General features: G+C 66.2%; 11 protein-coding genes and 2 pseudogenes. 3 read left to right on the forward strand and 10 right to left on the reverse strand.

Annotated features, from left to right (window positions below):
- Positions 1–57 precede the first annotated feature (57 nt).
- The 10 genes and pseudogenes from GA0115259_RS15250 to GA0115259_RS40315 all read right to left on the reverse strand — a co-directional run bounded on the left by GA0115259_RS15250 (position 58) and on the right by GA0115259_RS40315 (position 10,701).
- The gene (locus GA0115259_RS15250) at positions 58–1,515 is read right to left on the reverse strand and encodes an aldehyde dehydrogenase family protein (protein WP_093596543.1); all 1,458 of its coding nucleotides are present in this window, start codon (positions 1,513–1,515) and stop codon (positions 58–60) included.
- Positions 1,512–1,820 carry a Dabb family protein gene (locus tag GA0115259_RS15255; RefSeq protein WP_093596546.1) on the reverse strand — a complete coding sequence of 103 codons (309 nt, stop codon included), beginning with the start codon at positions 1,818–1,820 and terminating at the stop codon, positions 1,512–1,514. Before GA0115259_RS15255 ends, GA0115259_RS15250 begins: the two co-directional genes overlap by 4 nt.
- Positions 1,821–1,822: 2 nt before the next feature.
- A complete protein-coding gene (locus GA0115259_RS15260; protein ID WP_141716573.1) occupies positions 1,823–2,770 on the reverse strand; it encodes an alpha/beta fold hydrolase in 948 nt (315 codons plus the stop codon).
- A gap of 23 nt (positions 2,771–2,793) precedes the next feature.
- Complete coding sequence (locus GA0115259_RS15265) at positions 2,794–3,972, reverse strand: acyl-CoA dehydrogenase family protein (protein WP_093596552.1); 1,179 nt, start codon at positions 3,970–3,972, stop codon at positions 2,794–2,796.
- A 614-nt stretch (positions 3,973–4,586) separates the two neighbouring features.
- Entirely contained in the window at positions 4,587–5,609 is a 1,023-nt protein-coding gene (locus GA0115259_RS15270; protein ID WP_093596555.1) for an ABC transporter permease, read from the reverse strand.
- Positions 5,610–5,626: 17 nt separating this feature from the next.
- Positions 5,627–7,195: a sugar ABC transporter ATP-binding protein gene (locus GA0115259_RS15275; RefSeq protein ID WP_161230378.1), complete on the reverse strand. Its 1,569-nt coding sequence runs from the start codon at positions 7,193–7,195 to the stop codon at positions 5,627–5,629.
- A gap of 576 nt (positions 7,196–7,771) precedes the next feature.
- The gene (locus tag GA0115259_RS15280) at positions 7,772–8,464 is read right to left on the reverse strand and encodes a sugar ABC transporter substrate-binding protein (RefSeq protein WP_256098010.1); all 693 of its coding nucleotides are present in this window, start codon (positions 8,462–8,464) and stop codon (positions 7,772–7,774) included.
- Positions 8,355–8,786 (reverse strand): hypothetical protein, encoded by a 432-nt coding sequence (locus GA0115259_RS41815; protein WP_256098011.1) that lies wholly within the window; start codon positions 8,784–8,786, stop codon positions 8,355–8,357. Before GA0115259_RS41815 ends, GA0115259_RS15280 begins: the two co-directional genes overlap by 110 nt.
- A gap of 772 nt (positions 8,787–9,558) precedes the next feature.
- Positions 9,559–10,550, reverse strand: a pseudogene (locus tag GA0115259_RS15285) (epoxide hydrolase family protein).
- A 13-nt stretch (positions 10,551–10,563) separates the two neighbouring features.
- A complete protein-coding gene (locus GA0115259_RS40315; protein ID WP_176732558.1) occupies positions 10,564–10,701 on the reverse strand; it encodes a hypothetical protein in 138 nt (45 codons plus the stop codon).
- An 86-nt stretch (positions 10,702–10,787) separates the two neighbouring features.
- Between GA0115259_RS40315 and GA0115259_RS41820 the strand changes: the two genes are divergently transcribed.
- The 3 genes and pseudogenes from GA0115259_RS41820 (at position 10,788) to GA0115259_RS41830 (ending at position 12,538) form a co-directional block, all read left to right on the forward strand.
- Positions 10,788–11,252, forward strand: a complete 465-nt coding sequence (locus GA0115259_RS41820) for a hypothetical protein (protein WP_237540022.1) — start codon at positions 10,788–10,790, stop codon at positions 11,250–11,252.
- Positions 11,242–11,751: pseudogene (locus tag GA0115259_RS41825) on the forward strand (FAD-dependent oxidoreductase); the annotation flags it as partial. The gene GA0115259_RS41820 and the pseudogene GA0115259_RS41825, both read left to right, overlap by 11 nt.
- A gap of 19 nt (positions 11,752–11,770) precedes the next feature.
- Entirely contained in the window at positions 11,771–12,538 is a 768-nt protein-coding gene (locus tag GA0115259_RS41830; RefSeq protein WP_370747859.1) for an aromatic-ring hydroxylase C-terminal domain-containing protein, read from the forward strand.
- Positions 12,539–12,630 lie beyond the last annotated feature (92 nt).

Here is a 12,630-nt window from a genome sequence, read left to right on the forward strand (position 1 = left end):
GGCTTGTAGGCACACGCCGGAGGATAGGGCCGCCACTGTCTTGCGGAGGGAAGAGGGTTATGGAGCTGGCCAGGCGACCTGGTCTTCCGAGGCGAAGTTCACGGATTTCACCTCTAGGAACTCCTCGATGCCGAGGGCACCGAACTCGCGGCCGTTGCCTGACTGCCGGTAGCCGCCGAAGGGCGCCTTGACGTTGATGCGGCCCCCGTTCACACCGACCATTCCGACCCGTATACGACCAGCGACACCGGCAGCCTGGGCCGTGTCAGGGCCCCAGACGGCCCCGACCAGTCCGTACTCGCTGTCGTTGGCGATGTCGATCGCCTCGTTGACATCCTCATAGGGCATGACGCACAGGACAGGCCCGAATACCTCGGTCTGTGCGATGGTCATGGCTGAGGTGACGTCAGAGAACACGGTCGGGGCGATGTAGTGGCCCTGCTGGGGGACCGCGGCGTCGGGCCCGCCGACGACCAGCCGCGCGCCCTCGTCGAGAGCTCGGCCGACCAGCGCTGAGATTCGCGTCTTCTGCTCGGCGGAGATGACCGGGCCCAGCGTCGTAACGTCCTCGAACGGGTCTCCGAGCTGCTGCCCAGCGACAAACTCCGCGAGGGCTCCCTCGGCTGCTTCGAGGCTCTCCCGCGGGACGATGAGACGGCTGAGCGAGGCACAGACCTGGCCCGAGTTGGTGAAGCATCGTGCCGCGGTGGCGACTGACGCAGCCTTCACGTCGGCGCCCGGCAGGATCACGGACGGACCCTTGCCGCCCAGTTCGAGCGCGACGTGTTTCACCGTCTGTGCGGCCGTGGAACCGATCCGCCGGCCGACCGCGGTGGAACCGGTGAACGAGATGCCGTCGACGTCCGGGTGGGACACCAGCACCTCGCCCACGTCTCCAGCACCGGTGACCACGTTGAGTGCGCCCGCCGGAAGCCCGGCCGCTGTGAAGGCGTCAGCCAGTGCGTAGGCGCTCAGGGGGGCGAGTTCGGACGGCTTCAGCACCACCGTGCAGCCTGCGAGCAGGGCGGCTCCGACCTTGGCGACGGCCTGGTGGAGCGGGAAGTTCCACGGCGTGATGGCCACCACGACCCCCAGGGGTTCGCGGACCACGACCGTGGGGCCGATCCGCTCCCTCCACCGCACGACCTTCTCGGCCGCGTCGCACAACGACGTGAGGACCTCGATGGGGCGCTGGACCTGCGCAGCCCGGGAAACGGGCAGCGGGGTCCCCACCTCGCGGGAGATGGTCCGTGTCAGGTCGTCGACCTGCCCCGTGAGTACGGACGCGGCGTGACGTACGGCGTTGATCCGTTCCGAGAGCGACGTGGCGGACCAGGGCCCGAACGCCTCACGCGCGGCGGATACAGCGGCATGGGCATCCTCGGCGGTGCCCCGACACACCTGGGCGATCACTTCGTCCGTCGCCGGATTGCTCACCGGCACCATCGCGGCGGAGGTGGAGTGTTCCCACGTGCCGCCGATGAACTGGCGGCCAGCTCGCTCGACTGCGCTCATAGGCGTCCCACCCCAGGTACCTCGAACTGCACGACGGCCTGGGACGCCACCAGATGGCGCAGAACGTCGCGGACCACGTCATGTGCAGGATGGGCGCTGTATGCGCGCCACCCCTCGGCGTTGTCGAAGTCGGCGACCAGCGCGTAGTCATGGCCGCCGGGTCGGACACCGGCGTCCGGACCGTGCGAGAAGGACCGCACATCAGGACATTGCTTGCCAAGGTCTTCCAGGGCGAGCCGCAGTCTTTCCGCCTGCTCGTCGTCGAGCTTGTCGTTCCACTTCATGAGGACAACGTGTCGCAGCATTTTCACCCTGTACTCGTCGCGAGTGCGGTCTGGACGTAATTAACCGAATCTTCCCGCAGGAAGGCCATCTGGACCCGGTTGTACTCCTCCGGCTGCTCGAACTGCGGCCAGTGGGCCGCCTGCCGGATGAGATGGAAGCGCACGTCCGGGATGTACGAGAAGCCCTTGCGGGCGTCCTCATAGGAGTGGATCGGGTTGTGATCGCTCCAGATCACGAGCGTGGGGGCAGAGATGCCGGCCAGGCGCTCCGGCGTGAGCCAGTAGTTCCGGGCATCCTCGGGGTCGAAGATCCGGCTGAAGAGCTTGGTAAGGGAGTTCTTGATTCCCGGGCGGGCGTAGATGGCCTGCCGTATGCGGACGAATTCTTCGGGCACCTGCGCGGGGTCGGCGAACAGCCAGGCTATCCGCGAGCGGACCGCCTCATCGCTGGTCTGCTGGAGCGAGGCCGTGGTTCGGGCGAGCAGGTCCCTGACGTCATCCGCCTGCCGGTCCTCCGTCGCGGGCAGGCCTCCGGAGGTGTTGAGGATCAGCTTGTTGACCCGGTCGGGATGCTTGATGGCCATCCAAGCCGAGATGCGCCCCCCGAACGACTCGCCGCAGAAATCGGCACGTTCGATGCCTGCGGCGTCCAGGAACCGGACCACATGATCCAGCACCTCGGCGGTTGTGTAGCTGCTGTTCTCCGGAGCGTCGGTGAATCCATGACCGAGCATGTCGATCGCGTAGCACCGCCGGTCGCTGCTGTGCGGTCCAAGGTTGCGGATCCAAGTCTCGGCGTGGCCGCCACCACCGTGCAGGAAGATGATAGGGGGCCCCTCACCAGCCTCGATGCTGCGGGTTCGGACTCCGTCGACGTCGTAAAAACGCTGTTCGAAGGAGGTGCCCAGGAGATCGACCCAGACGGTGTCGAGCGTAGCCATATTGTTCCCTTTCGATGCGGGCGCGCCCAAGTGACGGGCGAAGCCGGCGCTGGTCAGCGACCGGGCTTGAGGAGAGCTCGGGCCACCAGCAGTCGGTGGATCTCGTTGGTGCCCTCGACGAGCTGGAAGACTTTGGAGTCCCGGTAGGCGCGCCCGACACGGAACTCGGGCGAGACGCCGTACGCCCCGTGGATCTGTACGGCCTCGGTCGCGACGCGCTGCGCGACATCGCTGGCGTACAGCTTGGCCATGCTTGCTTCGGTGCGGGCCCGTGAGCCGCCGTCCATCGCCCGGGCGCAGTCCTGCACCAGCAGTCGAGCGGCCTGGATCTCCGTGGCCATCTGCGCGAGCTTGTGCTGGGTCATCTGGTGCTCGGCGATCGCGGTGCCGGCGATGACGCGCTCCCTGGCGTAGGACACCGAGTCCTCAAGACAGCCCTGCGCCAGGCCCACGGCCCTCGCGGCCACCGACAGACGGCCGCGTTCGACGGCCCCCATCGCGATACGGTACCCGTCGCCTTCCTCACCCAGCAGCGCGTCGGCGCCGACACAGACCTCGTCGAAGATGACTTCACCGCTGCAGAGCGGACGGAACCCCAGCTTGTTCTTGAACGGGTGTGTCGACAGACCGGGTGTGTTGAGTGGGATGACGAATGCGCTGACGCCGGAACGGCCTTCACTTCTGTCACGTGTGGCGAAGGTGACGATGAAGCTTGCGATGTCGATGTTCGTGATCCACGTTTTGGCCCCGCTGATGACGAACTTGTCCCGGACCCGGCGGTAAGTGGTCTCCATCGCCGCGACATTGCTGCCCGACTGGGGCTCAGTGACTCCCGCGCTGCCAAAGATCTCACCGGAGGCCAGCGGGGTCAGCCACTTCTTCTTCTGCTCGGCAGTGCCGTACTTCAGCAGGCCTGATCCCACCAGGGCGGAAGGCATGCTCATCAGAACACCGAGGCAGTGGTCGACGGTGGACATGGCCTCGATGACGGCGGCGTAGGTGAGGTGATCAAGGCCCGCGCCGCCCAGGTCTTCGGGCACCGTTCCGCCGAACAGGCCCAACTCCCGCATCTGTTTCAGGATGTCCTGCGGCAGCCGCTCCGCCTCGTCGTAGGCCGCAACCTGCGGTGCCACGACCTCGCGGGCGAAGGAGGACACCAGGTCCACCAGGGCTGCGGACTCCTCGGCAGCGATCGTCATCGGGTTGCCCTCCACGGATTTGAATATGTTCATGGTAACTATGATTACGCCCGATGGCAAGATCCCTACAGCTCTTCGAGTTCATGACATAAAGTGGGTACCGGAGGTACGCGACAGGCCGTTTCCCCCGCCGAGGCGAGCTCAAGGTTCTGGCTCCTCGAAAGCGGGCGGGTTGAGCGGGTATAGGCGCCGACCGGCGAGGCGGCCACAACGGGGAGCATGCCGGTGAAGTCCAGCGAGATCACGCGCGACATGGTTCCGGGTGTCTGATCGACTAACCTGCCGTGCCACCGCGGCGCACCGTCGGCCACGGGCGGCAGCCGACCGCGTGATGTCGACGACGTGGCGGTGGATGCCATCAAACGCGTGACGTGGAGGGGCGCACACCCCGGGCTGTTCGCGGTCGCCGCGTATCCAGGCCACAAGATCGACGAATGGGCGAGGAACGCCACAGTGGTATCACCAGGTCGCAGCAGTGCAGGACGGCCGGACCATCCCCCGCACAGCGCCATGAGCGGGTGCGGTCCGGAGCCGAGCCATGCCCCGGCCGGTCCCGGCATGCTGGTGTGAGGGGCGTGGCCGAGAGTTCGTCCATTGCCCCGTGCCGGTGATGGCCTGGACGTCACCGGCACGGGGCCTTCCAGCGGTCAGGGGCGTGCGGACCGCCGACGGGCGGCCCATACCGCGAAGCCGACTGCAATGAGACAGATGAGGCCCTGGACAAGGTCGCTGATCCACGGCGCGTCGGGGTATCGCAGCTGGAGGCCCTTGACGGCGACTGCGACGACGTAGATGGCGACCAGGGTTCCCATCGCGTTGAACCTGCCGGGCTTTATCTGAGTGGATCCCAGGAAAGCAGCCGAGTAGGCAGGGAGCAGATAGGGCAGGCCGCCCTGGAAGGGCGCGGTGCCCACTTGCATGGTCAACAGGATGCCTGCAGCGGCGGCGAGGACTCCCGAGGAGATGAGTGCGCTCCAGGTGAGTCGCGTGACCCGGACTCCGCTGAGGAGGGCTGCCCTGGGGTTTGCGCCAGCGGCATACAGATAGCGGCCTGCGGGAGTCTGCTCGAGGACGTACCAGACCAGGGCGGTGATGGCTATGAGGAAGAGCAGCGCTATGGGAACGCCCAGTGGCTGTGAGCGACCGAGGGCGGCGAAGCCTGGATTGATCCCGTAGAGGATGGACTGGCCGGAAGCCACCCAGTAGGTGACTGCGGACAAGACCGAGGCCATGGCAAGCGTGCCGATGACAGGGTCGATGTTGAGAACCGTCACCACGAACGCATTGATGATCCCGATGACAGCGCCGACAGCCAGGCAGATAACCACCACAAGCCACGGGTTGAGGCCGAATTTCGCTTGCAGCTGCCCGGCGACGCTGATGGACAGCGACATGGTTGCGGCGACGGAGAGGTCAAACACTCCAGAGATCAAGGAGATTGTGGCAGCGAGCGCAATCACCCCGGCGATGGCCTGCCCAGCTATCAGTGAACGGGCGTTGTCAGCTGTGCCGAAGGTGTCGGGCAGCCAGAGGCTGAAGCCGACGATCATGACGATGATGATGTAGACACCGGAGAAGCGCTCGAGCGCGAGCTTCTGCGTCAGCGCTACTCGGCGCCGGGGCGGGGTGCCTTCATCAGCTGTTGGAGGGGCGGCTCCGAGGATGGTCATCGAATCATTCCGTCCGTCTAGGGCTTAGAGGTTGTGCTTGCGTCGATGTCGGTGGTGAGGCTGTGAGTGACGATGTGCTGCGGTGTCAGTTCACTTCCGCGGAGTTCCGTTGCGACCTGGCCACTCCGCAGGACGATCACGCGGTCGCAGAGCTTGCTCAGTTCCACTTCGTCCGAGGAACACACGAGCAGCGCGGTCCCCTTCGCCGCGGCGTCGGTGAGGAGGGCGTGCAGATCTGCTTGCGCCGCGACATCGACGCCTTGAGTCGGCTCATCGAGCAGCAGGACCGCGGGTTCAAGACGCAGCCATTTACCGATGACGACCTTCTGCTGATTGCCCCCGGACAGTGCCGCGACCGGGGTTTCTGTCGAGGTCGTCTTGACGCCGAGGCGGTGGACCCAGCTCGCTGCCGTCTCGCGTTCGGCCTGGGTGCGGATGCGTACCTTGCCGCGAAACTCATCAAGGCCTGCGAGAGTGAGGTTGTTTCGGACCGACTGGGTCATGACCAGGCCGTCACGGTGCCGGTGCGCGGGGACCATACCGACACCGCTCTTGATGGCGACGTCGGGGCGGTTCGGGGCGAGCGGAGTGCCGGCGACGTCGACGGTTCCGGTGCGCTTCCGGGCCCCGAAGACGAGTTCGCACACCTCTTCGCGGCCGGACCCGTTCAGACCTGCCACTCCCACAATTTCCCCGCGGCGGACTTCGAGGTGGAACGGCTGGAGGGTCTCGCCGCTGACGCCTCGCAGGTGCAGCGCCACCGGGCCGGGCTCGGAGCGCTGGCGACGGGCGGCTCTGCGGTTCTGCTCACCGGTCATGAGGGTGGTGAGACCGGCAGCGTTCAGGTCTTGGAGGGCCTGGTCCGCCACGACGGATCCGTCGCGCAGTACTGTGACGCGATCAGCGATCGCGAAGACCTCTTCGAGGTGGTGAGTTACGAGAAGGACCGATGTACCGCGCGCACGGATGGCTTTCAAGAGGTCGAAGAGGTGCTCGACCTGTGCCCGCGGCATGGCGGCTGTGGGCTCGTCGAGGACGAGGAGGGATCCGTGACTGTCCCAGTCCTGCAAGGCGCGAGCGATTGCCAGAGCGGTCTGCTGGAAGACGGACAGCGTTCCGACGTTCCGCCGCAGGGGGAAGTCGTCGATGACGGTTTGCAGCGCCCGTTCAGCACGGGCGCGCTGCTCCTTCCAGCGGATCCGTCCGGTGGCCCCGGTCGCGTACCCGAAGCCGAGCGCAAGGTTGTCGATGGAGCTCAAGTTGGGCACCAGGCCGAGGTCCTGGTGGACGAACCTGAGTCCAGCCTTGTGGGCCGAGTGGGCATCGCCCAGGTGGAACGCATGGCCTTCGACTGTTGCCGAGGGAGCGGGGTCGTCCGGGGTGTGGACGCCGGCGAGGATCTTGATGAGTGTCGATTTACCCGACCCGTTCTGGCCAACGAGGGCATGGATCTGTCCTCGCCTGACGTCGAGGTCGACTGAATCAAGGGCTTTCACGCCGGGAAAGGTCTTCGACAGGTGCGATATGGACAACACCGCAGAAGGCAAAACATCCTGTGCGGTCGTTGTCTGTGCCTTCGAGGACATGAAGGACACTCCCAAGTCTGGCATGAAGCGACGCGGCCGGAGGTGGTTCCCCTCCGTCCACCCGCTGGCCTTTGGATTCGATTGCAAGGTGTCAGACGGTCAATGGTAGGTCTTTAACCTGACTACCATTATTACGAAATGACTGGTTGTGGAACTCGGTCGCTGTCTTGCCGATCGACTCCATGGCCGCATCGGAACTTGGCAGTCATAGGCCGGCCGGGACGTGTAAAACACCTGAGAGGCGAGGGATGGCGAATGCCTTCCTTGCCCCGTCCGCCGATTCATGGCGGTGGAAGAGCCATGGGGATCGTGCAAGTCGCGCGGCCGATGGCCTGGCAAGGGGCAACGAGAAACGCTGCATTCCATTTCGGTGCGCCGCTCAGTGTGATCCCCGTCGAGGGTGAGTTCGATGCTGGTCCGGGCCGCTGTGTGGTTCGCTTTGGCGGTCTGAGGGATAGGCGGAAGCCCATGCAGGATGAAATCCTGCCGCCCGAGGTATCCGCTGTCGTCCTACTCAATCGCGGACGAAGTGGAAGACGGTGCCCGCTGTGTCATTGTCGGGCGCCTCGTCAGGCTTTACTTGACCTTCCACAGGGCCGTGAAGTCTTCTCGGTACGTTGCAGGCTCGACAGGCATGCCCGTGCCGCTGGGCACATTCTTCGGGGTCAGAATTGAAATGGGATATCCATTGTCATTCACGACCTTGCCGGTGTCGATGGCGCGTAGAATGCCGTCGAACGCAGTCCAGCCCTGCATGACAGAACTGACGTTGATCCACCAGGCGTGGCTGCCGTCGCGGAGCGCTGCGATCGCCGCCTCGTCCGGCGTGGTTCCGAATATCTTCACGTCATTGAGGCCGGCCTGGCGGAGGGCAGGAGACAGCCCGTCTGTGAGGTTGCCGGCGAGGGCATAGACGTACTTGGTGGAGGGGGACGCCTGCAGCTTCGAGACGATCGTATTGGTCGCGTTCGGGGTGCCGATGTCCTGTGGCTGGAGCAGGACCTCGCTGACCTTGCACTGCGGGCACAGGGAGGCCAGAGTCGACTTGAACTTGTCGGTGTCGGCCTTGAGGATCGGGAAAGGCAGGCTGACCACGGCCACGTTCGCGGCACACTTCGATTCGCGGGCGAGCATGTTCGCCTCGATCTCGCCCACCTGCTCATTTGTCCGGCGGCCGTTGGTGACGACGGCGAAGCCCGGCATCGACTGCGCTTGGTCCGGGACGCTGCTCACGGCAACGATGACTCCAGCCTTCTTCGCCTCGTCGATCTGCGGCTGGATCGCCGCGGGTGCGGCCGCGACGAGCCAGATGGCGGGTGGGGCGCTCGGACAACGCCTGGTCGAACTTGGTGATGAGATCCGGCACGCTCCCGTCATAGTTGACGATCTTGTTCGTCCAGCCCGCCGTCTGGGCAGCGGCGCTCATGGCCTTTGAACTGGTGAGCGCGGACGGGATGGGCAGGGTGAGGCTGATGACCTTCCCGCCCGGTCTGGGCTTGGACTCCAACGGCGAGTAGGGGCCGGGAGGTGACTGAGGCAGGCTTGTCGGCAGCTTGTCCCACTTCTGCATGTAGGTGTTGGCCTTCTGCATGCACGCCTGAGCCCGAGGCGCCGATGCAGTTTTCGTGGCGCTCTGGTCCCCGCATGCGGTAAGTCCCAGGCCCATCGTCGTGGCAACACCAATTGCAGCCAGTGACCGCGAGGGGCGGAGACGGCGCATCGGCCGGTGGGAGTGGTCGAATGACATGGAAGTCCTTGTTTCTCTGCGGCTCGAGCTCTTCGTTTAATCGCAGGCACGGAGCGGTGAGCGCGACTGGCTCGAGATATTGGATCTGGTCGGTGTCGAAGGGTGTGCTTGCCGAGAAACTGCATTGTGAAAGCAATCGAATGCACGGGCTGGTAGTGCCAGCACCTTGCTGAGAAGGGGTGTTCCTGTGCTCTGAATGGCGCTGCTGTGCACAACTCGTCCGCCCGGCCTGGTGAGTCAGGGCTGCTTCGCTTCGTGCGTTTCGGGTGGTGTCGACTGCGCGGCGGATTCGCGGGTTGCGGTCCGAACAGGGGTGCTGAGGGATGGGGCACTCGCCGATCACGAGGGGAGGGCCGCCGAACTCGGCAAAGTTCGGCCGCACGGTCTCGGCGGTGCCGTTTCATCCGTGTGGCAGTGGCCGCGGACGCGGATGGGTCTCTTGTTGCTTTGGCGACGAGGTTTACCGTCGGGAGTCCGGGGAGGCCGTGCGCACACGGCGGGGCAAAGCTTGCGGCCGGGTCGGCTCAGTGGGGTGCTCATCTGGACGGGCTCATGGCTGCCTCTTCCGGTCGAGGGTTGGCGCCTCGGGCCGGAAATATACCTAACCTGATTATGCTTACAAGGGTTTTGGCAAAGATTTCTGGACCGGCTGGGCGGCAGGGCGGTGGGGCCCGACGTCATGCGTCGTGCGCAGGCTCTTGACGAGGGGGAGTCGGCCAGATGCGCGGTGTTTGCCAGCCGCGAACACTGCAACGCCGGTCGGTGTTTCCAACGGCTCAGCGCGTGATGGACGGGAGGGGTGGAAGGCTTCCCAGTCGGTCCACTCCTTGAACTTCTCAGCGATCCAGGCGAGTTGCCCGACCGGGGAGTCGGTGAGTGCGTAGGCCAAGGTCTGTGGCCGGGTGCCCTGGATCTTCGCGTAGCCCGACATCTCGGGCTCCGACCTGGTCAGCAGGTCAAGCCGCGCTTGGCCCTTGTCGGTGAGTTCGGCTGCTTCGGCAGGGTCGTTGGGAAGTGGCGTCAGCAGGGTGTTGAGGTGGATAGCAACGACATGGTCGGTGCCGATGGCGGCCAGTTCTCGAGTGATCGCGTGTCCCAAGTCGCCGCCTTGTGCGCCGTAGCGGTGGTAGCCCAAGCGCTGCATCAGCTCGGCCCATGCCTTGGCCATGCGATGCACGTCCCAGCCGCCGTCCCGCGTCGGTCCGGACAGCCCGTATCCCGGGATGGTGGGAATGACCAGGTGGAAGGCGTCGGCCGGGTCGCCGCCCTGGAGGCCCGGGCCGGTCAGTGGGCCGATGACGTCAAGGAACTCCACGATGGATCCAGGCCAGCCGTGGGTGATCAGCAACGGCAGCGCGTCATTCTGCGCGGAGCGGATGTGCACGAAATGGATGTTGGTGTTGTCGATCTCGGTTGTGAACTGGGGTAACTGATTCAGATGTGCTTCGTGCTCACGCCAGTTGTAGGAGGTGCGCCAGTATTCGGCCAGCTCTCTTTGAGGTAGGCCAGAGGAACTCCTTGGGACCAGCCAGTATCAGGCAGTTCGTCCGGCCACCTCGTGGCGGCCAGACGGGCGGCCAAGTCGTCAAGGTCGCGAGAAGCTCCAATGCCTCGGCGCGTGTCAGAGGCTCTGTGCCGGGTCGGGCGGACCGTCCTCATCGCCTGGTGACGCCAAAGCGTGGCGGGCCCGTAGCGCGTCATAGCGCGCTGCCGCGGTCAGCAGCGTGAACTGGCGTTCAAGCTCGTCGGGTGTAGGCATGGCAGCACCTCGCGGAGGGGGTGGACCCAGGCGGACGTCCGGTCCGACGGGCCGGCCGGACCTGCCCGGTCGGCCCGTCGGCCCTTGTGACCAGTACCGACGTCGTGCTGTCGCCCGGCTCCGGGAGCCCGATACTGCGGCTGGTCAGCGCACGGCGCTTCGGAGAGGGCCGGGCGCGGGAGCTGTGGTTGTCGAACATGACCGAGATCCCGCCCTCGCTCGTCGTGCGCCTCGGCCGCCTCAGTGAGCGTGTCGACAAGGACTTCGCCGAGATCAGCACCAAGGTCGGCGCGATGGACTTCGAGGGCCGCACTTTCGGGGGCTGGCACCGGCACATCACTCTCAGCGCTGTGGCGCATGCCATCGTGACCCTGTCTGCGTTACGCGGCCAGGCGGTTGAGCTGCCAAGCGCGGACTGCTGGAGGCCGTGCAGCCGGGCCGGTACGTGGCCGGACGGGCCCCGCAGCGCCACGTGCCGTTCCACTTCGGCGGCCTGCCGTACCTCGACCTGGCACCCCGGCGGTCAAGGAGTTCCCCGCGATGGTTGGTAGTCCGCAGGCATATGCTGAAGCGGTCTTCGCTCAGCGTGCCGTCCGGCTGGGCGGGCGGATGGTGCGGGGTGCCGAGGTGACCGACGTGCGGGAGAGCGACGGGTACGTCAAGGTGACTTATCGTCAGTCGAATGGCGGTGAGCGGACCCTACGGGCGAACTGGGTGGTGGGGTGCGACGGAGCCCGCAGCGTGGTGCGGCGGAAGACCGGTATCGCGTTCACCGGTACGCCGTCGACGATCTCCTGCCTGATGGGGGAAGTGAGGCTGGCCAACCCCCAAGCCGCGCCGAGTGGTTGGAACCGTACCCCGCGCGGTTGGACCATCTTCTGGGTCAGCACCACGGGCCACAGCCGTGTCGGCGCATACGACTTTCGCGGCCCCCACCCCGATCGGAAGTCGCCGGTCACCTTCGAGGAGTTCAGGTCGGAGGTCGAGCGGATCACCGGTCACCCCGTCGAGATGGACGCTCCCCGCCACCTCTCCCGGTTCAGCGACGCGGCCTTGCAGGCGGAGCGCTATCGGGCCGGGCGCGTCCTGCTGGCCGGAGACAGCGCACACGTGCACTTCCCCGCGGGCGGCCAGGGGGCTCAACACCGGCTTGCAGGACGTCGTCAACCTGGGATGGAAACTGGCCGCCACTGTGCGGGGGCACGCGCCGGCCGGACTGCTCGACACGTACCACACGGAACGGCATCCCGTCGCCGCACGGGTACTGGAGAACGTCCGTGCCCAGGTGGCGTTGATGCACCCCGGCCCGTCCATCGATGCCCTGCGCCGGCTGTTCGCCGACCTCATGAGCGTGGACCAGGTCAACGCGTACCTGGCCGGCATGGTCAGCGGGTCGGACATCGTCCACGACGTGGGGCGTCCCGCGGACGCGCTGACGGGGCGCTTCATTCCCGAGACGCGGCTGAGGACGGCCGACGGCACGACCAGCCTTGCGGCGCTGCTGCACCCCGGGCGACCGGTGCTGCTCGACCTCGCGGACCGCGCCGATGTACGGCGGGCCGCTGCGGGCTGGGCCGGGCGGGTGGACGTCGTGACGGCCTACGTGGAAGGGCAACCGCCCGCGGACGCGATTCTGTTGCGCCCCGACGGTTACGCGGCCTGGAGCGCGCCGGTCGGCGGGTCCGGCGCCGACGGGCTGCACGCGGCGCTGCGGCTCTGGTTCGGTGAACCCGCCGAAGAGACCGAAGTGGCGGCCCTCCGGGGCGGTGAGGGGCCGAGGACAACGATCGGGGACAAGCACCGGGGACACACACTGCCGCATCCGACGAGGCGCTGACCGTGAGGTCGTAGCAGAGCCCGTGGGCCGCGATCAGTCGAGTGCGGCCAGCGCGAGGCGGGCGGCGGCCCGCAGCCGCTCGGCCTCCGGCG

Origin of the sequence: Streptomyces sp. MnatMP-M17, from assembly GCF_900091995.1 — a bacterium.
GTDB lineage: Bacteria > Actinomycetota > Actinomycetes > Streptomycetales > Streptomycetaceae > Streptomyces.

Coding starts and splice junctions, on each gene's coding strand:
- GA0115259_RS15265 (WP_093596552.1), bottom strand. CDS start 3,972: ATGAACATATTCAAATCCGTGGAGGGCAACCCGATGACGATCGCTGCC.
- GA0115259_RS15250 (WP_093596543.1), bottom strand. CDS start 1,515: ATGAGCGCAGTCGAGCGAGCTGGCCGCCAGTTCATCGGCGGCACGTGG.
- GA0115259_RS41815 (WP_256098011.1), bottom strand. CDS start 8,786: ATGCAGAAGGCCAACACCTACATGCAGAAGTGGGACAAGCTGCCGACA.
- GA0115259_RS15270 (WP_093596555.1), bottom strand. CDS start 5,609: ATGACCATCCTCGGAGCCGCCCCTCCAACAGCTGATGAAGGCACCCCG.
- GA0115259_RS15275 (WP_161230378.1), bottom strand. CDS start 7,195: ATGTCCTCGAAGGCACAGACAACGACCGCACAGGATGTTTTGCCTTCT.
- GA0115259_RS15255 (WP_093596546.1), bottom strand. CDS start 1,820: ATGCTGCGACACGTTGTCCTCATGAAGTGGAACGACAAGCTCGACGAC.
- GA0115259_RS40315 (WP_176732558.1), bottom strand. CDS start 10,701: ATGCCTACACCCGACGAGCTTGAACGCCAGTTCACGCTGCTGACCGCG.